Origin of the sequence: Fischerella thermalis PCC 7521, from assembly GCF_000317225.1 — a bacterium.
Taxonomy (GTDB): Bacteria; Cyanobacteriota; Cyanobacteriia; order Cyanobacteriales; family Nostocaceae; genus Fischerella; species Fischerella thermalis.
In genome coordinates, this window is sequence record NZ_AJLL01000046.1 from 60,983 (window position 1) to 83,796 (window position 22,814).

A 22,814-nucleotide genomic window follows, 5' to 3' on the forward strand; every position below is an offset into this window, starting at 1 on the left:
TTGAGGAAGTGAACTGTCAGGCTTTTTGAATGATGGAACATAAGTTCCATCAAACGCGATCGCACTCATCAGCAACTCTCGGTAAAAATGAGAAAAAATCGTAAGTTCCCTCAGACTCGGTACTCCCAACTTATTCAGACAACTCTGATTGTATTGGTATTGTCGATCAGTTTCCTGTTAACATCTGCACAGGCACAATCATCTGTAAAATATGCACCAGTTGCTGTAGATGGTCGGTTGGTATTTCGAGTCAGCAGTAACGAACAATCGAAAGCTCAAGAACGGGCTAACTTCATTAGTTCCCAATTGCAAGCAGTTGTTAAATCCCAAGAATCACCTGATATCAGGATCGAACAACGTAATGATTCTCCAATTATTATAGTTAACGGTCGATATTTATTGACTGTCACCCAGAACGATGCAGTTTCTGCTAGTAGTCCTGAAGAACAAGCTAGGATTTGGGTTCAGGAAATTGAAGATGCGATCCAAAAAGCCCAAAACGAGAGAGGCGCAGAGTTTATTCGCAACACATCAATACTGAGTGTTGTGATTGTATTAATGGCTGTCGGCGTAAATCGGTTGTTGGGAATTTTATGGCAACTCACCCAGCGCCGAGTTTCGCAAATGCTTGTTTCGGCTAACTCCTCAACTGACAACCAAGTCCAAAATACATCACGTTTTCTGCTCAAAGCAATATTAATTTCGGCACGGGTACTACTTTGGGTGGGAGTCTCCCTTTACATTACGAATCTATTTCCCCTCACCCGTGAGTGGAGCTATAACATTACCATCAGAATAATCAGCAGTCTCACCTCTCCCATTTTTTCTCTGGGACAAAAAGCCTATTCACTCACAGACATTTTTATCTTAATTGTCTTGCTTTTGGGGCTAATTATCTTTGCAGGCGCAACAACAAACTTATTACGCTCCCGCATTTTACATCGGACACGCATCAGTAGGGGAGCGCAAGAAGCGATCGCAATTATTTGCAAATATGCCTTTATCAGTTTCGGTACAATTGTTTTACTACAAATTTGGGGACTAGACCTCAGTTCTCTCACCATTATAGCCAGTGCCTTGGGTGTGGGAATTGGATTTGGTTTCCAAGACATTGCTAAAAACTTTGGTAGTGGAATTGTATTATTATTTGAACGTCCCATCCAAGTCGGTGACTTCATCGAAGTAGGCGAATACATGGGAACAGTAGAATATATCGGGGCGCGTAGTGTAGTAATTCGCACCCTAGATCGCATTTCCATTATCGTCCCCAACTCCCGATTCCTAGAGACAGAAGTCATTAACTGGAGTCATCGCAACCCTGTTTCTCGCATTCATCTACCAGTAGGTGTTGCTTACGGTTCCGATGTAAACTTGGTAAAAACAGCACTCATTGAAGCAGCCGTTGCTCATCCTGAAGTTTTAAAACTACCCCAACCCCAAGTATTCTTCAAAGGATTTGGTGAAAGCGCCATAGACTTTGAACTCCTAGTATGGATTGACAAACCCCACCAACAAACACCGATCAAAAGCGACATCTATTTTCTCATCGAAGCCTGCTTGCGAAAACACAAAATTGAAGTTCCCTTCCCCCAAAGAGACTTAAATATGCGTACTGGCGACTTACCCATCAAACTTTCACCAGAAATAGAACAAGCATTATTGCGCTTAACTCAAGAAATTAATAGAAATGGGAAATCGGTGAAGTAGGGGATCAAGGAGGTGGGGAGATGGGGAGTAAAGACTATTAACCACTAACCACTAACTACTTTAAATCTTTGTGTCCTTCGTGTCTTCGTGGTTCGTTAAATAGATATTCTGTGAGTGGGAAGAGACCGACTCAAAGTCGCTTTGTAAGTTTCGCTTTTTTCTGATAATTCTTGTCGCTGCTGACAGCAAATTTCCAATAAATATCCCCACGTCTATAAATACAGACATGGGGAAACTAAAAATTATTAAATTAAAAACTCAACCAACCTAAAGAATTGGTGTAAACTGGGGCTTTTCAGGCACAACAGTGTACTCTGCCACAATTTGACGGAACTCTTCACCGTCAATAGTTTCTTTCTCAATCAGCAAGTCCACCAAACGATCCATGAGAGTGCGATTTTCACGCATAATCCGTCTGGCATTCTCATAACACTCTTCCACAATCCTGCGGACTTGTGCATCAATCCGGGCTGCGATCGCTTCTGAGTATTCAGAACGAGTCATCCAGTCCCGACCCAAGAATACTTCACCCGTCTGGCTTTCTAACGAAAGAGGGCCTAAGTCAGACATACCAAAGCGAGTTACCATTTGCCGGGCCATGTTGGTGACTTGCTGTAGGTCGTTTCCAGCACCAGTAGTTATTTCATCTCTACCAAAAATCACGTCTTCAGCAGCACGACCACCTAAAGCACCTGTAATTCTGGCTTTGAGTTGAGAACGAGTAATCAAACCCATCTCTTCAGAGGGAGTAAACCAAGTCAAACCCTGTGCTTGTCCCCGTGGAACCAAAGTAACTTTTTGGACTGGATCATGGTCTTTGAGGACAGTTCCCACTAGAGCATGGCCAATTTCATGGTAGGCAATCAAACGCTTGCTCTTGCTATCTACCAGGGGTGTACCTTCCATCCCAGCAACTACCCGATCCACAGCATCATCAATTTCTGTCAGGGTGATGCCTTCTTTACGGCGTCTAGCGGTGAGAATGGCAGCTTCGTTGAGTAAATTGGCTAAATCGGCTCCGGTGAACCCAGGAGTCCGACGAGCGATCGCATCTAAAGACACACTCGGGTCTAATTTCTTATTGCGGGCGTGAACTTTTAAAATCTCCAGACGCCCTTTAATATCCGGTGCATCAACAGTTACTTGTCTGTCAAAACGTCCGGGACGCAACAATGCTGCGTCTAATACGTCAGGACGGTTGGTGGCAGCAATAATAATAATGCCGGTGTTACCTTCAAAACCGTCCATCTCTGTCAGTAGTTGGTTGAGGGTTTGTTCCCGTTCGTCGTTACCACCGCCAATACCAGCACCCCTTTGTCTACCAACGGCATCGATTTCATCGATGAAGATGATACAGGGAGCATTGTCTTTGGCTTTTTTGAACAAGTCGCGGACGCGGGATGCACCCACACCGACAAACATTTCCACAAATTCTGAACCAGAGATACTGAAGAATGGAACCCCCGCTTCCCCGGCGATCGCTTTTGCCAATAGAGTTTTACCAGTACCTGGAGGGCCTACTAACAGTACTCCTTTGGGAATACGTGCGCCAACAGCAGTAAATTTTTCTGGTTGTTTGAGGAAGGTAACAACTTCTTGGAGTTCTTCTTTGGCTTCTTCAATACCAGCGACATCATCAAATTTAACTCCAGTCTTAGCCTCCATTTGAAAACGAGCTCTAGATTTACCAAAGCTCATGGCTTGACCGGGACCGCCAGGTAAGTTGCTGGAGCGACGGAACAAAAAGAACAATCCAGTGATCAATAATATTGGAAAAATTAGATTTCCTATAAGTCCCCAGATAGCACCGTCGTTTCGCATCGGGTGGGCATCAAAACTCACTCCCTTGTCTTTGAGCTTGGTAATTAGCTCAGGAGCATTGATTGGCAGATCCACCCGCACTCGTTGGACACGATTGTCGAGATCCGGATCTACAGCTTCCACAATTGCTGTTCTGCCGCCTTCATAGAAATCTACATTTGTGACGCGATTAGCATCTAAATATTCCAGAAAGCGACCATAGGTCATACGTGTACTGGCTGTATTTCTACCCATATCCGCAGGAGCACCAGCAAATGCACCCTGCCAGAAGAAAAAGCCAATTACCAGAGCTGGCAATGTCCAGAGAACTAGGACTCTCCAGGAGAATTTCATCTTGTTTTGCCTCTAGATGCCGATATAGAACTAATCAGCGATGTCATTCGATCACGATATCGCTGGGAAACGGATATTTATAAATCCATTTTGTTTTATCTGAATATTTTGACGCAGTTAGCCATGGAGCTAAGAGAGCTAAATGGCATAACCATGCCGCCAAAAAGAATCTTAACTAAATTTAACTTAATTCTAATACAAAGCACTAAAAAAGAAAGTGGGAATGGGATAATAACCACCAATCACCAACCACTAACAATTTTCATTTTGCTTCTGTGACTTTGAGAGTATAGGGAAAATACTCTTCTTTTTTGTAGGAACCAACCCAAATTTGATAAGTTCCAGGTAGCCACTCGCCAACAATACCAGGATTTTTACCATCAAAATCGTCATTGCACCAAGTGCCACCAGGCCCAGTAATAATCAATGTTGTGTCCTCAGGGCTGTCTACTTGTAGTTTTAGGTAGTCAAATTTCTTTCCTAACTCCAGACGATGGTCTGGTTTTTGATCAACGAATCCTGTACAGGCGCCTGTAGAAGTTTCGCTCTTACGAACAACTTGATTTCCCGGCAATGAACCCCCACTCATTCCACGAACCTCAAAAGGATCTGGAAGAAACTTGGGATTGATGCTGACATCACCAAAGATAGGTGGTGGTGTTTCGTCTGCAACTGCTACCGTCTTAATTATTGATGCGATCGCGATGCTGGCGATCGTCAACGACAATTTTATTCCCAGATTTATTACTTTCCTTGGCATTTTAATTAGATGATTGTCTAAAATTTTCTCAGTGTTATTAGTGACACTTATTTTACATACCAAGTTCCTAAAATGAGGGAAATTGCTCAAATATCAAAAATATAGACGACAAATAATATCTTTGTGTTCTGTTTTGTCATAAAAAGTATTTTCACTAAGTAGTAGTAGGGGCGCACAGTCGCGCCCCTACTACATATGTTCCCTAATCAGGAAATATTATTCACCCCCCTCAGGACTTTATTCGGTTAGTCAAGAATCCATCCTATTCAGCATTTGGAATTCATAATTTTTTATTTTGCTGTTGCTTGAACTAAGCGCGGTTGATCTAACCCAATCTCATGCAGTAGCAACCACGATTGAATCAAATCAGGGCCATGCATGTCTCCGGTCAAAGCTGCTCGCAGACTACGCATGATCAAACCTTTTTTGACGTTCTGCTGTTTGACTACTTGCTTGATAATGTCTTGGGCGCTGGCTTCGTTGAATTCCTGTTGATTCTGTAGTGCAGCAATCACCGCCTCAATCGCACTAGCAACACCTTCTTGTTTCAGCTGCACGGTAGCTTCCTCACTATATTCCACTGCATCGGTGAAAAACAGTTTGCTCATGGCTACAGCATCCACAAGCCGAGTCAAACTAGGTTGAATTAAAACTACTAGTTTTTCTAACCAAGAACGTTCTTCCCGTCCTCCAGTCAATTTATACCCAGCTTCTTCCCAATAAGGAATCAGCAAATCTGTCAGTTTATCTACTGGCATTGCGTGGATATACTGACTGTTGAGCCAATCTAACTTTGCCCAGTCAAACTTTGCACCGGCTTTATTCACACGTTCAAAGCTAAACTGTTGGGCTGCTTCTGGCAAAGTAAAAATTTCTTTGGTTGAGTCAGGAGGCGACCAACCCAACAATGTCATGTAGTTGACCAAAGCTTCAGCAGTGAAGCCCATTTGTTTAAAGTCAGAAATAGAGGTGACGCCATCTCGTTTAGAAAGCTTACGTCCTTCCTGATTTAAAATTAAGGGTGTATGGGCAAACTCTGGTACTTTTGCGCCAAAGGCTTCATAAAGTAAAATTTGCTTGGCAGTGTTGGCGATGTGGTCTTCTCCCCTAATGACATGGGTAATTTGCATATCTATGTCATCTACCACCACAGCAAAGTTATACAAAGGCTGACCAATACCATCGGCTGCGGCGCGAGCAATGACCATGTCACCACCCAAATCACTACCCCGCCATACCATCTTGTCTCTTACTAAGTCATTCCAAACAATTTCTCGGTCATCATCAATTTTGAAACGAATTACAAAGCTACGCCCTTCGGCTTTATACGCGGCTTCTTGTTCTGGTGTCAAATGACGATGACGATTGTCATAACGAGGAGCCTCACCTCTAGCTTTTTGGGCTTCTCGTAGTGCTTCTAGTTCTTCGGCAGTGGTGTAGCAGCGATAGGCTAGTCCTTGATCTAGGAGACTTTGTACCGCTTGTTTATAAATCTCTAGACGTTGGGTTTGGAAGAAAGGCCCTTCATCCCAGTTTAATCCTAGCCAGCGCAGACCCTGGAGAATATTTTCTGTATATTCGGGACGCGATCGCTCTTGATCTGTGTCTTCAATCCGTAATATAAATTTTCCGTCATGGTGACGGGCAAACAACCAGTTAAATACAGCCGTTCTCGCTGTACCAATATGTAAGTTTCCAGTTGGACTAGGGGCAATACGTACTCTAACAGTCACAGCAAATTCGTAAATTATTGATTATGGCAAAGCATGATCATTGTAGGTTATTCCAGGAGGCTCAGTTGGCAGGAGGCAGTGCCGATGAAATGTTTTCACGAGCTTTGTCATGAAAAACCTCACCCTCAAAAGATCTCCCGCCCAGAACTAAAGTTCCGGGCTAATAGCAAAAGTCCACTCAAATGGACTGAATTTCTTATCCAGTTCTCTGTTTAGAGGATTTTTGCTATAAGACTCCCAATTTATTATTAGCTGGGAGCGATATTTTCAATTGTCATCTAACTCTAACAGTGCATGACAATTGTTTATTTGTGACGCTAATTGCGGCTAGCATCTTACTTTAAACGGGACTGACGGGGCTCGAACCCGCAACTTCCGCCGTGACAGGGCGGTGCTCTAACCAATTGAACTACAGTCCCTTGATTTGCAACTTTTTAATTATCCCTAATACGTTTGAAATTGTCAAGCTTTTTTTTGAAAAAGTCCAGGGTCAAACTATTTTAGATTTTGGATTGGCTCCACATATAAATCCAGTGGCTTGTACCATTGAGGAATCATCGTCAAATTTCTTGAATTTTAAACGCTACACCAATACAGAGCGATCGCGTACCCGCACTTATATAATTTCCCAACTGACTGAAAAGATACGGCTGGAAACCCCAACTACAAAACTTCTCTTTGGACGCTACATGGGGGAAACCCCCATAGACGAGGCAGTGAGTGGCTCTACTTCCCGCAACGGTAGGGTGGTGAAAGCGATCGCTCTTTTGCCCTAGAGTAACTAAGAGCGATCGCCCCTAACTACCTACAAATACAACTTTAGTATCTCTGCTTGTGTTTCTGTATTTACACGCAGCAATGCCCGATTAACTGCACTTAATATTGCCAATATCGAAGCTGTGACAATATTGGAATGAATACCTACACCGTGCAATAAACCCTGGAACAAATCACCTGCAATTTCAACATAGGCGATCGCATCTGCGTTACTACCACCATTGCGCGATCGCTCTTCGTAATGATGAATTTGCACATCTAACTTTGTGCTGTGGTGTGGGTTCCAGACATCTAAAACAGCATTGCAGATTTCTTGAGCAAAGTCTAATTCTGTGGCTGTAAAGATTTCGGGTGAATATTGAAATTGCCAGTTTATATCTGGTTGTTCTGCTGCCAATTCTGTAAATAGTTTTGCTGCTGAAACAGCCAAATTAATTGTTCCCAGACGATCTAAACCAAAAACAACGCGACGAAATACAACAGAAGTGGCATTATACAAATGCACGATCGCTCGTTTTGCTCCTTTTAAAACTTGGATAGTAACATCATCAGGAATTAATTCCTGTTCTATCAAATATCGAACAAAATCAAATTCAGTTTGTGAAGCGGAAGGAAAAGCGACTTCTATTTCTTTACAACCAATGCTCACCAAAAGCTCAAACAGACGTAACTTGCGCTGAATATTCATCGGTTCAATCAACGCCTGGTTCCCATCTCTTAAATCAGTAGACCTCTTGCACGAATAATAGACCTCTTGCACGAATAACGGTAGAGACGTGCGAATATTTCGCTAAAGCACATCTCTATTAGCTAAGGTCGTCATTGGTCATTTGTCCAAAGTCATTGGTCAAAGTTTCAATAGCGTTTACGTTTCATAGTTATACCGTCCTACTTATGAACAAATTAATTTATTGTGCGTTACAGCTTGGCTATAACACACCTTAAATTTAACTAATATTTTTTGATGGACTACTTAATAAAAATGCAAATAACTAGGTAATTTCACTACTTTCCAATTCATTCTTTTCTTTATTCTCATTATTTTCTATAGTTTCAGATTCTTTAACCCGACGTATAGGGACATTGGCGATTAAAGCACTTGTTCGCTGATTACTTTCTAAAGAAAACTCTAAACCCTCCGTTTCGATTTCTACATAACGGCAAACAATTTCTAAAATTTCTTGCCGCATTTTTTCTATCATCTGGGGGCTTAAGTCAGCGCGATCGTGAGCAATTACTAATTGCAGGCGACGTTTAACTTGATTGCGACTGTTAACGTCAGAATTACGAGTAAATAATCGTTCTAGAAGTTCAATGATCATTGCTGCTAGGTATGGACAGATGGGGAAATATCAAATTATTTTTGTCCACAACAATCTTCTAAGACGAGAGAAGATGCTGTCGCCGGGTGAGTCGAGTTCAAGAAAATCGACCGTTTCACCTTCCAATCTGCGAGCAATGTTATCAAAGGCTGTAGCCGCTAAAGAGGGAGTTTCTGCTAATACTAAAGGTTCGCCGCGATTGGTAGAGACGATAACGCGCTCATCATCCGGAATGACCCCAATCAGAGGAATTGCCAGAAGTTCCTGAACATCCTGCACAGACATCATATCATTTGCCCGTACCATTGCGGGTTTGATCCGATTAATTATTAAATGAATGCGCTTGACACCTTGTGCTTCTAATAACCCGACGACGCGATCCGCGTCTCGGACAGAAGCAATTTCTGGTGTGGTAACAATTAATGCTTCTTTGGCTGGGGCGATCGCATTTTTAAACCCCATTTCAATACCTGCGGGGCTATCAATAATCACATATTGATACTTCTGTGCCAGTGCATTCACCAGTAACTTCATCTGGTCAGGGGTGACTGCATCTTTGCTACGGTTCTGCGCTGCTGGTAACAAGACCAAATTTGGTTGGCGCTTATCTTTGACCAATGCTTGTTCCAGGCGACACTCCCTAGCTAAAACTTCCACCGCCGTATAAACGATGCGATTTTCTAATCCTAGCAACAAATCTAAATTTCTCAAGCCAAAATCTGCATCAACTAATGCTACTTGACGCCCGATTTTTGCTAAAGCCATGCCTAAATTGGCTGTACAAGTGGTTTTACCCACGCCTCCTTTACCGGAGCTAATCACAATAATGCGAGTCATGACAAAAACGCGCTCGATGATGTTTCTGTAAATATATAACAATAGAGCTTTATGGCTCTTGGTTCATCCTATTAAATTGGGTCTTAGAAAAATCACTAGCCCTACCGATGCGAATTCCTTGATGTGTAACATATGCTACCTCAGGATAAAATTGCATCGGTAATTTTTCTGGCGCTCTAGCAACAGCATCTGCGATCCGCAACTGGGTTGGTTCCATTTGCAAGGCCATAATCAGACACTCACGATTACCTCTAGCACCAGCATGAGCAACTCCTCGGAGACGACCCCAAACGAGAATATCACCATCTGCAACTACGATACCACCTGGATTTACATCTCCTAAAATAATTACGCTACCAGGATGGCGAATTTCTACACCAGAACGCACCGTCATTTCTAAATAGAGGGCTTCTTTCGAGGATTTTTTGCTGACTTTGGATTTAGAAGCTAGGATATTTTCTCGTTGTATTTGTTCAACAGAGTAACCAGCCGCAGCTGCGGCGATCGCAGTTTGGCGACGACTAGTAGCAACAGATTTCAGTTGCATTTGCACTTCACTCAAAGTTTCCGCAAGCTGTTGCAGCTGTCTTGCATCTAAAAGGCGATCACCTGCTACCAAATGCACAGGAGTATCAGGTGCAGTGAAGCGATCGCTACCATTGAGTCTGAGCTTTAGCTGTTGCCAAATTTCATTCCAATTGCGTTCCGAAGCAGATAGCTGTGATTCTGTGGGCAGAATTAATAAAAATCTTCCCTCCTCTGTTTTCATTTGAACTTGGATATTTTTACTGACCCCATTTTCTGGTGGAGGTGATTTAGGGGATTCTTGATCCACAAGGTCAACAGGCAATTCTGCATCCACAACCGTATCAGACTCTACATTAGCAACAGCAGAATTTGATTCTGATGCAGTAAGAACAGAATTGGACTTTAAATACAGTAGAACAGAATTGATCTCCGCTTCTGGAAGTATAGAAGTTGACTCCGTATCAGCAGCGACAACAGATTTTATCTCTGTATCAGCAACAGTAAACTTTACCTCTACATCACAAAGGCTGGAGATTGATTCTGTATCATCAACAGCAGAATTTGACTTGAGATTGGGGATAGCAGAATCAGAAGTCATGCAGCATTAGCCTAAAGAGAGAAACTGAGCAATTACCAATATTAAATTATTTGTCTTTGATACTGCCTTCTCGAAAGTTCACATTATGAAACAGACGTGAGGCAGAAGGAATTCTTTTCTTGGAAAACTCACGTTAGTAATAGATGTTTACCCTGGCTTGGTATAAGAATTTAGCACAAATTATTCCCAAATGTTGGCAGCTATATTAACAACAAACCTTTTGGGTAGAATGCAGATGACTGAATTTTTTTAGTATAAATTTTTTATAAAACCTTCAGTATTGCTGCTTTTCTTCAGTCAGTTTGCAATCAAACTTCCGAAATCACTTATTTTTCAACAACAAAGTATAAAATTGTACATTTATTCCAATATACTGTGTAAATTTATTTAACAATAGCCTCTTGTTTCTCCGATGAAATACGAACTTAGACAAAGTATGATGGTAATTTTTATTTTGTGGGTTGCATTAGCAGTTCTCTTTTCATCCAAATTCCAATAATATTAAGTTCCTCGTTTAGAAGGATTTTTTGTCCAACAAGGATCATAAGTAATGAAATTAGGTTTAACAATCCATTCGTGTTTATTATACTTTTTCTGTTTTTCATATTTATCTATACCCCTTGTCAGCTCTAAAACGTTGATAGCTCCTGCTCATGCTCAGATTAGCCCTTCTGCTAATGGTTTTGAACAAACCAAAACTCCAGACTTTGATAACCTAATTTCTAAAGCAAACAAATACGGTACTGTCAGAGTCATCATTGGTTTAAGAACAAATTTTATACCTGAGGGCAGGCTAGCAACTGGTTTAGTTCAGAGTCAAAGAACAGCGATCGCCCAAACACAAAATGTCATCTTGAGCAAGCTTTCAACTTACAAACCCACTGTAATCACCAAGTTTCAGACGATTCCCTACTTTGCTGCTAAGCTCAACGCTCGAGCTTTGACGGCTCTTCAATCCGACCCAAATATCATCAGTATTCAAGAGGACATAGCTGTACCAGCGACGCTGACAGAAAGTATTCCTGTGGTTAAAGCTAATGGCTCTTGGGAAAGTGGGTTTACGGGTGCAGGGCAAACAGTTGCCATCTTAGATACAGGTGTAGACTCTAGCCATCCTTTTTTAGCAGGCAAGGTAGTTTCAGAGGCCTGTTATTCTACAACTGATTCAACCTACCAAAGTACAAGCTTATGCCCGAATGGATCGCTTCAACAGGTGGGTACTGGCTCCGCAGTTAATTGTACCACTACCATTGCTGATTGCAATCATGGCACCCATGTGGCTGGGATCGCTGCGGGTAATGGTCCTAACTTTTCTGGGGTTGCCAGAGACGCTAAGATCATTGCGATTCAAATCTTCTCTAGATTTAATTCTACTAACCAGTGCTATCCACTTCCAGCGCCCTGTATTTTGAGTTACGCCAGTGATCAAATACGAGCTCTAGAACAGGTTTATAACCTCCGTTCCAGTTTCTCAATTGCAGCAGCTAATATGAGTTTGGGAGGGGGTAACTACACGACTAATTGTGATGCTAGCTATGGAAACCTCAAGGCAATTATAGATAACCTCCGCTCTGTTGGTATAGCTACTGTCATTGCTGCTGGAAATGAGAGCAGCATTAACGGACTGAGTTTCCCTGCGTGCATCTCGTCAGCAATTAGTGTCGGTTCTACCAAAGACGGTAGTTCTGGCGGTAATGCTGATGAAGTATCGAGTTTTTCTAACAGTGCTTCATTTCTATCTCTTCTCGCTCCAGGAGAGGTAATCTACTCCTCAATTCCTGGTGGTAATTACGCTAACTTCTACGGAACTTCAATGGCAGCTCCCCATGTCACAGGAGCTTGGGCTATTTTTAAACAGAGGAACCCATCAGCTAGCGTTGCGGACACTCTTGCAAATTTTCAAAACACAGGCATCCCTGTAACTGATCCTAGAAATGGTATCCAAAAATCGCGTATCCGTCTCTGAAAAGAGGGACCGGGGATCGGAAATTGGGCATTTTCCCCTTGTCTCCTTTATCTTCCTTCCCTTGTTCCTTACTTAATTTTATGACTCAGCCGTTGATATACAGTCGCCAAGCCATGAGCATCACCGACGTTACCTGGAAATAGTACCACTGGTAAATTCGGAAATTGCGGATGGTCAGCTGGAGTCCGCACCATTGAACAACCTGGTAGGATTTGACCAAGCAACCGGGCAGAAGTCAAGGCTAACCCTGTACTCAAGACATCATTAGAAGTTATACCACCTTTACTGATTAAAAATCCTAAATCTGCTGGCAAACCTCGTACAACGTCCATCAATAAACGGGAAACCTTAGCCCCAAATTGTAAGCGTGTATTCACATCTTTAAAAGTAAGTTCTTGGCGACTGGTGTAAACTACTGGTGTTTTGCCAGCTACATGAGCAGTGCGAACACTTTCGAGGACTTCGGTTAACAATGTGTCACATTGATCCACATCATCTAACAAACGCGCCACATCAACTTCAACTCCGAATGTACCTTCTACTTGTAGCAGTGCTTCTAACTGCTGAGTAGTCTTTTTGACATGAGAACCCACAATCACTGCTCCTGGCTTACCATTGCGTACATACTCAGCCATATTTTCTGGAGCGATCGCTTGCCCAGGTAAGGCAGCCAAAGCTGTTAAGATACTAGCAGCACTGCGAAATAAAAAGCGTTTTCCTTGACTGACTGCCAATAACACATCTTGGGCAAAACGATCTAAATCCGCTTGAGTTTCTCCATCGACAACACAGCACTGATTACCACTCAGGCTCATCAAGGCTTCTAAGCATCCATTACGGATATCTGCAAGTAAAAATCTTTTCACAGAGTCTGCCTTGATTCGCCCTTGTGTTTTTTCTTCCACATACTTAGGTAAGTAACTGTGATGGTAGCCAAACACAGAATCACGAGCGAATTCTGTTTCATGAACAGGTTTAGGAACACCATCAACAATTAGATAATGTATGCTGTCGCGGGTGATACGTCCACCTTCAAAAAATGCTGGTACAAGAAAGTGAGCATCAAAAGGACCGAGTTCTTGGGCAATAACATCGGTTTCTATCGGGTAGTGTCCCCGCAAAGTCGAGTCAGAACGACTGACAATGAGAAATCCCTCCCTATCCCCTGCTTGCGAGGGTGGGAGGGTAGTTGCTAAAGCTGCTTGCAAATTCTGACAAACTTCCCTGGTGACAGATGCAGCCGACTCAGGTGGTAAGGCTCTTGTATTTGTTAATACAAAGAAAATTGGTGCATCGTCTTGCAATCCCAGACGTAGAGTGTCCACATCCCAACGCATTAGCAGCAAACAACTGTGGACTGTTTGCGAACCAGTTGGATCATCATCAAGGACGATTATTTTTGGTTTTATGGTCATTTTTATATCAAGGGAGCGACTGTTGTAATTTTCTTATCTGGCTTTGTACATCCAAGTCAATCTGCAATGACTGATTGAGAATTTGAACATATTCTCCTATTGAACTGCTAATTCGTAATGATTGGAGATTAGCTAAATTTTTGACAAACAGTTCTTCTTGCTCAGGAAGCAGTTTTTTATTATCTCTTAATATTCGCTCGATTTTCAAAGCCCGAACTAAATCTTCTCTTACCAATTCCAGTGCAGTGATAACAGTTTGTCTTTCATTGAAATTATTTTCGGAATTTTCAGAAACTGCTAACTGATCGAGATTATCTAACGCTTGCACAGCTGTATGAAATTTATCAACTTCATTTAAAAGAATGATCAATGACTTGGGATAGCGAAAACGTCGCCACAACCAACGCCCAACGATAACTGCAATTGCGACAGCGATTAGTAAAACGATTCCTAAGTCAATGTTGGAACCAATCGTCAGAGTAATTAACGCATACATCAATCCGCCAATTAATAAAACTAGCAACAGTGTTTCTCGCACTTCCTTCATCAAAAATGCAAATCGCTGCTCACGATTTGCCATCATAGAAGGTAGGAGAAAATCTTCTAGTTTGACACCAGTTAAACGTTTTAGTTCTCCCTTAGTTATTTCCAAGCCTAGTAAATCCGGTTGCACGGCATAAATACTCCCTTACAAATGCAAGTTGTGTTTGTCGTATTTTAGTTTTAAAAGACAAACTAAATTTGCTTGTTTAAGCGATCGCCCAGGGTTTTTGGGAGAAACAAACACAGATACACACAGATAAACACCGATAATCTATCTGTGTTCATCCGTGTGCATCGGTGGTCGATATACTTAAATATTATCTGCTAAGTTCAAGGATACAAGCCCCGATCAGTGAGAGCTTGGGCAACCCGACCCACCCCCAAAGTATAAGCTGCTAACCTTAGAGAAATTTGCCTTGTCCTTGAGTGCTTAATCACTTGGCGATATGCTTGCACCATTAAGTGTTCCATTTCACGGTTAACGCGTTCCTCATCCCAAAATACGTAAGAAAGACCTTGTACCCACTCCAGATAACTTACTACCACACCACCAGCGTTCGCTAAGATGTCTGGTAATACCGTTACACCCCGCGCTTCTAGTGCTTGGCTTGCCATCAGAGTCACTGGTCCGTTAGCCGCCTCTGCAACTATCTTGGCTTGCACCTGATTTACATTTTCCTCTGTAATTTGATTTTCCAAAGCTGCGGGAATCAACACATCACATGGTAAAGTTAGTAACTCAGCATTACTAATTGGTACTGCATCTGGGAAACCAATAACACTCCTGTGGTTCTCAGTCGCATAAGCTTTCAAAGCAGGGATATCAAGACCTTCTTGGGAATAAACTCCTCCAGTTCCAGTAGATACAGCTATAACTTTAGCTCCTGCTTGGTGCAGTAATAAAGCCGCTGCTCCGCCCACATTCCCAAAACCCTGGATAACTACTCGCACATCCGCCAAGGACTTACCTAGATCAAGTAGCGCCTCTCTGACAATGATCATTACGCCACGTCCCGTTGCCATCTCCCGTCCCCGTGAACCACCAATAGACAGGGGTTTACCAGTTACAACTCCTGGTACCGCATGACCAACATTCACAGAGTAAGTATCCATCATCCAAGCCATTTCCCGGGTAGAAGTACCCATATCCGGTGCCGGGATGTCTACGCTGGGGCCAATATCTTTAATTAATTCGCTAGTGTAACGTCGTGTTATTCTTTCTAATTCACCAACACTATAACGTTTTGGATCTAGAGCAATGCCTCCCTTTGCACCACCGTAGGGAATGCCCAGTAGCGCACATTTCCAAGTCATCAACATTGCTAAGGCTGATACCTCTCGCAGCGTCACCGCTGGATGGTAACGAGTACCACCCTTGTAGGGACCTAAAACATCGCAGTGCTGCACCCGATGTCCTGCCAAAATCTGTATTTCGCCACTATCCCGTTTTACGGGAATGGACACTGTAACTACCTTACGTGGATGACTAAGTACTTCCAACAGACCTTGATCTAGCTTTAATTCTCGTCCTGCTGCTTCCAGGTAGCTACAAGCCTGGTCTAATGGGCAAATATACGCTGGAGAAGGAGCTTCCAATGGTTGTAGAGATGTTGAAATCATAGATTCTCCCAATCACGGTTCTACAAAATCCTTATCGAACCGGATGTATATATCTAGACTAGCTTTTTTTTGGAAAAAAATAGAAATTTTGTAGTTTATGTCACATTTTTCTGGATGTAGCTTTTTGGCTAGCCTTAAAGGTAGTAATATAGTGTAACCAGAGATACACACAGATGAACACAGATAAAAAACATACTTTTTATCTGTGTTCATTTCCTATTTGATTTTGTCTTTGACGTGAACATCTTGAAATGAATCCTTTCTTGGTGCCTTGGTGTCTTGGTGGTTCAAAGATGATCTTTTTTACCACAAAGACACTAAGACACAAAGAATTTAAACAAACACTTCAGGAGTAAAGTTGCCGTGTAAACCATAGGGAATATGGTGTTTCAGATGTAATCTTGCTATCGGTTCCTGGTTGAAATTACGGCCATCTAAAATTACAACATCTGAGCGATCGCGGCTAGCATCATAGACCAAGGCTAATACCCAACCATCGTCTTCTCTTTGAGAATGGGGACGGGGTACAAATACTGGTTCGCTAGCAAAGCCTTTGGGTGCAGCACTCCACAGTTGCCGTTCTCCTGACTCCAGATCAATCTTCAAAAACGCTTGTAAGGGAGCATTACCACTGGGAGCATGAGCAGCACCAATATACAAATAGCGATGCGATCGCCCAACTTTTTGAGGATGCAAGGTCGGAAATTCACAACAACGGCTTTCTAACAAGTTTCGCCGTACAGTCTGCTGTTGGAGATTGAGGTGAAAACGCCAGAGTTGCCCAGGTTTGAGAGCATCAAAATCTGTCTGTCGAAAATCACTTTCTGGTTCAACTTCTGGTAGAGATTCGTAACAAATAGAGTCAATGATAATCTCGTTACCTTGTTCAAAAGCGTTGGCATGGTGAAACACAAACCCAGACTGAGTTTCGAGAATTTGCACTTTCTTGCGTCTATCCTGGGGAAGGATTCTGCGAGGAATAATGATCACTCGTGTCGGTTGATTGGGTTGAAACTTAATACATTCGCCTGCACCACGCATTCCTAAGACGAAAGGTATGGGATTGAAAGTTACAGGATTATGAAAGAATATGCAGTAATTCGGTGTAATGGCAAAATCATGGATAAAAGCGAAACCTGGTACACTATGGGCGTGTTTTCTGATTATCCTGCCTGTTGTGTCTAATTCAAAAATAGTAAAAGTTGTAGATAGCCCTGGCTTGATGGAAAAGTTTACTAAACAAGGTTTACTATCATCAAACTCACAACTAGGATCAAAACGAGGATGAGCACTAAAAGCTTCACCTTCTGACAGCACACCGTTAAAGTATTCTTTACCTAAAGTCTCTAGTGTGTAGGGATCGAGGCGATGGGGTTCAGCCGCTTCCCAAAGAGCTAGTAGCTTGTTACCCCAGTAGATGATATTTGTGTTAGCGATGTTTTTGAGTTTAAAGTCGAAGGCATTGGCAAGCCAACCACCTGGTTTTTGTGTGCCAAAGACACCGCGATAGAGAAGTTTTCCTGCTTTTTGTTCCTCTAAATACCCAGCAGTACGCACAAAACGGTTGCGGAAGTGGGCGCGACCATTTGAAAATGTAATACGGCTAATCATCCCATCTCCATCAAAGGGATGATGAATTGGTTGCCCGTTTATATCTAGTAAACCAGGGCCATTTCTGAACAACGTGCCGTTCAGTTCTGGTGGAATTTGCCCTTCTATATCATCTATCCAATAATCAAATTCTTGTTTTAAAGATTTATATCCACCTTGCCAATCGTTAAGGCTATAGGATTTTGTCGAGGTATGAGAAATTTGTTCTTGAGCTTCAAAAGTCTGCATATCTTGAAATGAGATTGGGGATAGGTGATTGGGAACAAGGGAGACAAGGGAGACAAAGGGGAACTCACTGGCCCCTGGTGGGGATTAGGGGAGGAAGGGAGACAAGGAGGACAAGGGAAGGAGACAATTTTTCTCCCCATCTCCCTAGTCCCTAGCTACTTCCGACTCTAGTTCTGGTAGCATTAACTCTGGCATCATATTGGGTACAAAAGATTCCTCATGATCTGGTACTGAGGCTGGTGGCAGATTCTTAGATGTTTCAGTTTGAGAATCAGCAGCAGGTAACCAGCTGAGGAATGGTAGCGGTAATAAGGTACTGAGGTTAGTAAGGATTACTAAAAGCCAGAGGTTTTCAAAATTTGTTTCTGTAATTCCGAACCAATGCATTAATACTGCACCGAACTCGTAGGAAAGTAGTCCTGCTAAGTTAGTCACTGACATTAACAGGGCAAATAATGTTGCTTCGACTCCTGATGGACAAAGCCTGGCTGCTAGTACCAACACTGGCATATAGGCAATTTGTCCCATGACGGTGAGAATCAGGCTATCACCCAAACTAAACCAGTGATCATCGATGCCTAAGGCGCGGTTTGTGTGAGTTACCAACAGCAACATCGTCATTCCTAAAGCGGCTGAAAGAATAGTACTCCAACCAAAAATGACGCGAAAGGGGACGGTTTTGAGAAAACGTTGGAAGATCCAGATACCTACTAAGGAAGCAACGCTAGTTACTAGGCGGACTCTCCCTAAAAACTCTGGTTGAAAGTGCAATTCGTTTGTAGTGAAGAAGAAAAAGGCTGACTCCGCAGTTGGCGTAGCTTGCCAGATGAAGAGAAATGCTGTCGGTAGCCAAATAGATTTTTGAGTAATGGCTTGGCGCAGTTGTCCCAGCTGATGCTGGATTGATCGCAAGTTGGTGTGATCATTTTCACTACCATCTTTACTCACAGGAGATTCGGCTATGAACCAAGCTACTGCTGAAACTATGAGGGGAAAAGAGGCGGTAATCCAAAATACGGTGCGATTACTAAAATGCTCTAATAGTACACCGCTAAAGTAAGCAGTAATCAAACCACCAAAGGCGGAAGCACCCCAGCATAAGGATTGCAAGGAACCTGCTTCCGCTTGGGATTCTACTCTTGCTCGTTCAACAACTAATGAGTCAACGATGACGTCACTGACAGCAACAGATAGAGAACCAAGAGCGATCGCTGCTGTTGCAAGTACAGGTGTGTGAACAATTGTGGCTAAGCTCACCCAAGAAGCCGCTCCGATTATCCCCGATAACACCAAGTATGGGCGTCGTCGATAGCCAAAGATGGGGAAGCCATCAGAAATAAAACCAAATAGTGGTTTGATAATCCAGGGTAGGGCAACTATACCCATCAGGGCTGATACCTGGGCTGGCGTTAACCCTAGTTCATCTTTGAGAAAAAAGCTGACGGCTAAACGTGCCAACCCCAAAATACCTTGGACAAAGTAAACCGTAAGAATGGCAATTAACTCAGCAGTTGGTTCGTTGCCAAAAAAAATCTTTTCTTTTATAGATTCTTTGACATTGGACAAGCCAGAGGAGGAAACCAGCATTAGATAAATATTTTTTAAGTTTTATCGACTTTTATTATCATATCTATTTTCTTTAAATGCCGTCTAGGAGGAGCATTTAGCGGTCAAAATTTGCTGAAATCACAGAGAAATTACAGATAAATGTGTAAAATTTAATAATTAAAATTTCCGAGAAATTTATTTTTTAAATAAGATTAAGTTGAATATTGAATTTTTATTTTTCTAGTGCTATTACAGCATTTTGACCTCCAAATCCAAAGCTGAAACACAGCACCCGCTGAACTTTAGTTTGATGTGCCTCGCTTACGAAATTTAAATCAAATTCTGGCTGTTTTAACCCTACACATGGCGGTAGTATTTGTTGCTGTAATGCCATGAGACAAAAAGCCACACCCAAGGCTCCTGATGACCCGATAGTGTGTCCTGTAGCTCCTTTAGTAGAACTAACTGGCACACTTTGCGGAAACAAACTTTGTATTATTTTACTCTCGATTTTATCGTTAATTTGCGTAGCTGTACCATGAGCATGGATATAATCAATATCCTTTGGTGTGAGGTGACTACGTTCCAAACATTGCTTAATGGCTGCGATCGCACTTTTGCCTGCTGGTTCTGGAGTGTTGGGATGATAGGCATCTGTTGTTAAGCCAAAGCCGAGTATCTTTCCATACACCTTTGCTTGGCGCTGCTTGGCTGACTCTGCCGATTCCAGGATAAGCATTGCTCCCCCTTCTCCTAAAACTAAGCCTTCACGGTGCAAATCAAAGGGATATGCCCCAGTTTTTGCCAAAGCACCCATCTTTTGAAAGCCAGTCAAAGTCAGAGGCGTGATTGCTGCTTCTGTTGCTCCTGTCAAGACTTGCTGACATTGGCCAGATTGAATCAGGAATGTAGCTTGAGCGATCGCCCAAATACCAGTAGCACAGGCTGCCATCGGTGCTAAAACAATGCCAGTTGCACCAATTTGTCTTGCAGTGGCGATCGCATTCATATGTGGTAGGGTGTCGAGCCAAGAAGAGTAGGGGGGGTGTGTAGACGCGTAGCGGCTTCCCGTAAGGGTGGGGTATGAGGGGTGTGGGGGGAAAATATTTATCTCACTCCGCCCACTTTCTATCTCCAGATACATCCACCTCGCCATTTCTTCCCACGCCGCTTGATGACTGCGACTCGAACCAATGACAACACCACAATTTGGCAGAGGAGAAACTAAGCCAGCATCTTGTAATACTGAAGCAACCAGCTGTTGAGTCAGTACTCTTACCTGTGCTGGTTGCTTGTCAATTAACCCAAGAGGACGTGGTTCTAATTCTGGAAACGGTTGATAGATGTGAATACCGGATTTACCTGCTAGTAATTGCTGCCAGCTATCTACTAGGCTTTTGCCCAGGGCAGAGACTAGACTAATACCAGTAACAACGACTTCTACCAAGTTTGAATGATTGTTGGTTGCTGGGTGGTAATTGGTGGTTGGTGGTTAGTGGTTTGAGTATTTATCAACCAACTAACAACTAATTCTTGTTTTTCAAATTTTCTGCACCTTGGGTTACTTTGGCTGAGTCGATGCGATCGCCTTGTTGAATTTTGTTCACTACATCCATACCTTCTGTAACGTAGCCAAAGACGGCGTAGTTACCATCTAGAAAACCTAAATCAGCTAAAGCAAAGTAAAACTGTGAGGAAGCAGAATTGGGCATTTGCGATCGTGCCATTGCGACTGCACCGAGTTTGTGTGTCAACACAGGTGGTTGATTTATGCGAGCTGTTTCCAATGTTTTGCCGTAGATGGGGGCTTTTGCTCCTTGCGGCTTAATCTCTAGGGGAATGTAGCGCTCAGTACCAGTTTTCGGATCAATGAAACCACCTGTTCCTAACCTATTTACTGAAATTTTTGGATCTTTGCTTTGGGGATCGCCACCTTGAACGACAAAAGGAGCTTGTGGGGGATTACTCTGAGGCCCTATGACTCGATGGAAAACTAAACCATCATATACGCCCCGTTGCACTAAGTCTACAAAGTTACCAGCAGTAATGGGGGCATTAGTACCGTCTACTTCAATAGTAATTGGTGAACCTTTAACAGTCATTACTACAGTAGCTTTGCCTTCAAGTCTTGGTAAATCTTTCATTCCAGGGATAGCCTCTTGTGTAGCTTCAGATACAGACTTTGCATCTGTAGTTGTTTCTGTAGTCGCCTGTGTAGTTGCGTTCGTGCTTGCTTCCGTAGCTGTTGGTGAAGGAGATGAGGTTTCAGAAGATACTTGTTGTGTAGAACACCCACCTACCAACAAAACACTGACAATCACAAATACAATTAAAAACTCCGAAAATTTTAACCGCATTAGCCAGTTCTATAGACTCAACCAATGTATCTTAGCTTCTGATTGCGAGGATGGGTAATGTATAGAAAAATAGTCAAGGGTCAAGAGTCCATTGTCAATTGTGACGAGTTTTTTACTAATACCCATTGACCATTGACCATTGACCAACCTACAAACCTTCTAAAGGTACTCCCAGAAATTTAGCTAATTCTGCTCCTTGAATTTCTATGTCTTTTAAAGGCATCGGTTGACCAACCCTTGTTAAGGGAATATCTCGACGACCTTTGACACGTAAATAGAGAGTACGACGAGGATTTAGACCTTCTTTGATCTGTAATCTTACAGATTGTATGTCTTTGATGTTAAGGTCAATTTCAATACGACGGTTTTTGCCTGGAAAACCCCAACGGAAGATTTTAGCTTTGCCAGTTTCCTGGTTAAACTCGTTGTATCCGCCACCTACATCCAATAAAATTACTGACCACAGATACAAAGCCAGGAGCAGACCAGCTACACCATAAAATCCCATTACTAATCCTTGTGGGACAAAAATTAGTTGAGTTGGGTCGGTAACTATGAGTAAATTAACATGCAGGTAACTAGATAACGCCGCTAAGAAAAAACCTGTGGCGCCTAAAGTCACAACACTTGCCCACCAGTAGTTACTCAACCGACGTGAACCGAGAACCTTTTGATGCAAGACGCGTTCGTCTTTGTTGATGGTTGTTGATGTCGTCATGGAACTACCTTGGCGATTGATAAATTCCCTTTAAAAGTCTGCCACTGTCTATGGATCTATTGCAAGTTTCTTTTAAGATTTCTGAGAAAAGTTATGTCAGATTGTAAAATTTCTGATATTGATAATATTTAATAGGTCTGTGCTAAATACCTGATTTGCGTATGTAAATCAGGCACAAAGCAAGATAAATATGGTAAGTTAAGAAGCATTAAGCAATTGCTAGCTAAATTTACAGCTGGCGTTGTGGTTAATGACGCAACTCTGAGAAAAACTGGCTGATTCAGCAGTAGTTTCTCATAAAATCAGGTGTATGACAGCATCTGTGTTAGTGTCAAAAAACGTTAATTCCTCAATAACGTTGCAATTTTAGTAAAAAAGAGGATTTTAGTTCG

At 42.5% G+C, this 22,814-nt stretch carries 18 protein-coding genes and 1 tRNA gene; 3 read left to right on the forward strand and 16 right to left on the reverse strand.

Annotated elements, in window-relative coordinates:
- Positions 1-87 precede the first annotated feature (87 nt).
- Positions 88-1,707 (forward strand): mechanosensitive ion channel family protein, encoded by a 1,620-nt coding sequence (locus UYK_RS0110540; RefSeq protein WP_009459924.1) that lies wholly within the window; start codon positions 88-90, stop codon positions 1,705-1,707.
- Positions 1,708-1,974: 267 nt separating this feature from the next.
- Here the strand turns inward: UYK_RS0110540 and ftsH2 are convergent, their stop codons facing one another.
- From ftsH2 to UYK_RS0110565, 4 genes are all read right to left on the reverse strand, one after another.
- A complete protein-coding gene (ftsH2, locus tag UYK_RS0110545; protein WP_009459923.1) occupies positions 1,975-3,861 on the reverse strand; it encodes an ATP-dependent zinc metalloprotease FtsH2 in 1,887 nt (628 codons plus the stop codon).
- Positions 3,862-4,123: 262 nt separating this feature from the next.
- Positions 4,124-4,621 carry a hypothetical protein gene (locus UYK_RS0110555; RefSeq protein WP_026086431.1) on the reverse strand — a complete coding sequence of 166 codons (498 nt, stop codon included), beginning with the start codon at positions 4,619-4,621 and terminating at the stop codon, positions 4,124-4,126.
- A gap of 290 nt (positions 4,622-4,911) precedes the next feature.
- A complete protein-coding gene (gene gltX / locus UYK_RS0110560) occupies positions 4,912-6,354 on the reverse strand; it encodes a glutamate--tRNA ligase (RefSeq protein WP_009459921.1) in 1,443 nt (480 codons plus the stop codon).
- Positions 6,355-6,699: 345 nt separating this feature from the next.
- Positions 6,700-6,773, reverse strand: a tRNA-Asp gene (locus tag UYK_RS0110565).
- Between the two features lie 114 nt (positions 6,774-6,887).
- Here UYK_RS0110565 and UYK_RS24995 point away from each other — a divergent pair.
- Positions 6,888-7,130, forward strand: a complete 243-nt coding sequence (locus tag UYK_RS24995; protein ID WP_146003705.1) for a hypothetical protein — start codon at positions 6,888-6,890, stop codon at positions 7,128-7,130.
- A gap of 29 nt (positions 7,131-7,159) precedes the next feature.
- Here the strand turns inward: UYK_RS24995 and UYK_RS25580 are convergent, their stop codons facing one another.
- From UYK_RS25580 to minC, 4 genes are all read right to left on the reverse strand, one after another.
- Entirely contained in the window at positions 7,160-7,819 is a 660-nt protein-coding gene (locus tag UYK_RS25580) for an alpha-isopropylmalate synthase regulatory domain-containing protein (RefSeq protein ID WP_009459919.1), read from the reverse strand.
- Between the two features lie 304 nt (positions 7,820-8,123).
- Positions 8,124-8,453: a cell division topological specificity factor MinE gene (gene minE / locus UYK_RS0110580; protein WP_009459918.1), complete on the reverse strand. Its 330-nt coding sequence runs from the start codon at positions 8,451-8,453 to the stop codon at positions 8,124-8,126.
- A 30-nt stretch (positions 8,454-8,483) separates the two neighbouring features.
- Positions 8,484-9,290 (reverse strand): septum site-determining protein MinD, encoded by an 807-nt coding sequence (gene minD, locus UYK_RS0110585; RefSeq protein WP_009459917.1) that lies wholly within the window; start codon positions 9,288-9,290, stop codon positions 8,484-8,486.
- 49 nt (positions 9,291-9,339) lie between these two features.
- Positions 9,340-10,416, reverse strand: a complete 1,077-nt coding sequence (minC, locus tag UYK_RS0110590) for a septum site-determining protein MinC (protein ID WP_009459916.1) — start codon at positions 10,414-10,416, stop codon at positions 9,340-9,342.
- Between the two features lie 637 nt (positions 10,417-11,053).
- On the opposite strand from minC, the gene UYK_RS0110600 reads away from it, so the two are divergent.
- Positions 11,054-12,382 carry a S8 family peptidase gene (locus tag UYK_RS0110600; protein ID WP_016871383.1) on the forward strand — a complete coding sequence of 443 codons (1,329 nt, stop codon included), beginning with the start codon at positions 11,054-11,056 and terminating at the stop codon, positions 12,380-12,382.
- A 68-nt stretch (positions 12,383-12,450) separates the two neighbouring features.
- Here UYK_RS0110600 and UYK_RS0110605 read toward each other — a convergent pair whose 3' ends face one another.
- The 8 genes from UYK_RS0110605 to UYK_RS0110640 all read right to left on the reverse strand — a co-directional run bounded on the left by UYK_RS0110605 (position 12,451) and on the right by UYK_RS0110640 (position 22,422).
- Positions 12,451-13,797: a four-carbon acid sugar kinase family protein gene (locus tag UYK_RS0110605; protein ID WP_009459914.1), complete on the reverse strand. Its 1,347-nt coding sequence runs from the start codon at positions 13,795-13,797 to the stop codon at positions 12,451-12,453.
- A gap of 7 nt (positions 13,798-13,804) precedes the next feature.
- Positions 13,805-14,470, reverse strand: a complete 666-nt coding sequence (locus UYK_RS0110610; RefSeq protein ID WP_016871384.1) for a hypothetical protein — start codon at positions 14,468-14,470, stop codon at positions 13,805-13,807.
- Positions 14,471-14,670: 200 nt separating this feature from the next.
- The gene (locus UYK_RS0110615) at positions 14,671-15,960 is read right to left on the reverse strand and encodes a Glu/Leu/Phe/Val family dehydrogenase (protein WP_009459912.1); all 1,290 of its coding nucleotides are present in this window, start codon (positions 15,958-15,960) and stop codon (positions 14,671-14,673) included.
- A gap of 333 nt (positions 15,961-16,293) precedes the next feature.
- Positions 16,294-17,799 (reverse strand): carotenoid oxygenase family protein, encoded by a 1,506-nt coding sequence (locus tag UYK_RS0110620; RefSeq protein ID WP_009459909.1) that lies wholly within the window; start codon positions 17,797-17,799, stop codon positions 16,294-16,296.
- Between the two features lie 144 nt (positions 17,800-17,943).
- Positions 17,944-19,386, reverse strand: a complete 1,443-nt coding sequence (locus UYK_RS0110625; RefSeq protein ID WP_009459901.1) for a folate/biopterin family MFS transporter — start codon at positions 19,384-19,386, stop codon at positions 17,944-17,946.
- 193 nt (positions 19,387-19,579) lie between these two features.
- Positions 19,580-20,794, reverse strand: coding sequence for a beta-ketoacyl-ACP synthase (locus UYK_RS0110630; RefSeq protein ID WP_009459899.1), 1,215 nt, complete (start codon positions 20,792-20,794; stop codon positions 19,580-19,582).
- A gap of 79 nt (positions 20,795-20,873) precedes the next feature.
- Entirely contained in the window at positions 20,874-21,704 is an 831-nt protein-coding gene (locus tag UYK_RS0110635; protein ID WP_009459898.1) for a peptidylprolyl isomerase, read from the reverse strand.
- Between the two features lie 148 nt (positions 21,705-21,852).
- Complete coding sequence (locus UYK_RS0110640; protein ID WP_009459895.1) at positions 21,853-22,422, reverse strand: photosystem I assembly protein Ycf4; 570 nt, start codon at positions 22,420-22,422, stop codon at positions 21,853-21,855.
- Positions 22,423-22,814: the final 392 nt, after the last annotated feature.

Bases quoted from the DNA above. Each gene is read 5' to 3' on its own strand.
- UYK_RS0110540 (WP_009459924.1), top strand. From the start codon at position 88: ATGAGAAAAAATCGTAAGTTCCCTCAGACTCGGTACTCCCAACTTATT.
- ftsH2 (WP_009459923.1), bottom strand. From the start codon at position 3,861: ATGAAATTCTCCTGGAGAGTCCTAGTTCTCTGGACATTGCCAGCTCTG.
- UYK_RS0110555 (WP_026086431.1), bottom strand. From the start codon at position 4,621: ATGCCAAGGAAAGTAATAAATCTGGGAATAAAATTGTCGTTGACGATC.
- UYK_RS25580 (WP_009459919.1), bottom strand. From the start codon at position 7,819: ATGAATATTCAGCGCAAGTTACGTCTGTTTGAGCTTTTGGTGAGCATT.
- minE (WP_009459918.1), bottom strand. From the start codon at position 8,453: ATGATCATTGAACTTCTAGAACGATTATTTACTCGTAATTCTGACGTT.
- minD (WP_009459917.1), bottom strand. From the start codon at position 9,290: ATGACTCGCATTATTGTGATTAGCTCCGGTAAAGGAGGCGTGGGTAAA.
- minC (WP_009459916.1), bottom strand. From the start codon at position 10,416: ATGACTTCTGATTCTGCTATCCCCAATCTCAAGTCAAATTCTGCTGTT.
- UYK_RS0110605 (WP_009459914.1), bottom strand. From the start codon at position 13,797: ATGACCATAAAACCAAAAATAATCGTCCTTGATGATGATCCAACTGGT.
- UYK_RS0110615 (WP_009459912.1), bottom strand. From the start codon at position 15,960: ATGATTTCAACATCTCTACAACCATTGGAAGCTCCTTCTCCAGCGTAT.
- UYK_RS0110620 (WP_009459909.1), bottom strand. From the start codon at position 17,799: ATGCAGACTTTTGAAGCTCAAGAACAAATTTCTCATACCTCGACAAAA.
- UYK_RS0110625 (WP_009459901.1), bottom strand. From the start codon at position 19,386: ATGCTGGTTTCCTCCTCTGGCTTGTCCAATGTCAAAGAATCTATAAAA.
- UYK_RS0110635 (WP_009459898.1), bottom strand. From the start codon at position 21,704: ATGCGGTTAAAATTTTCGGAGTTTTTAATTGTATTTGTGATTGTCAGT.
- UYK_RS0110640 (WP_009459895.1), bottom strand. From the start codon at position 22,422: ATGACGACATCAACAACCATCAACAAAGACGAACGCGTCTTGCATCAA.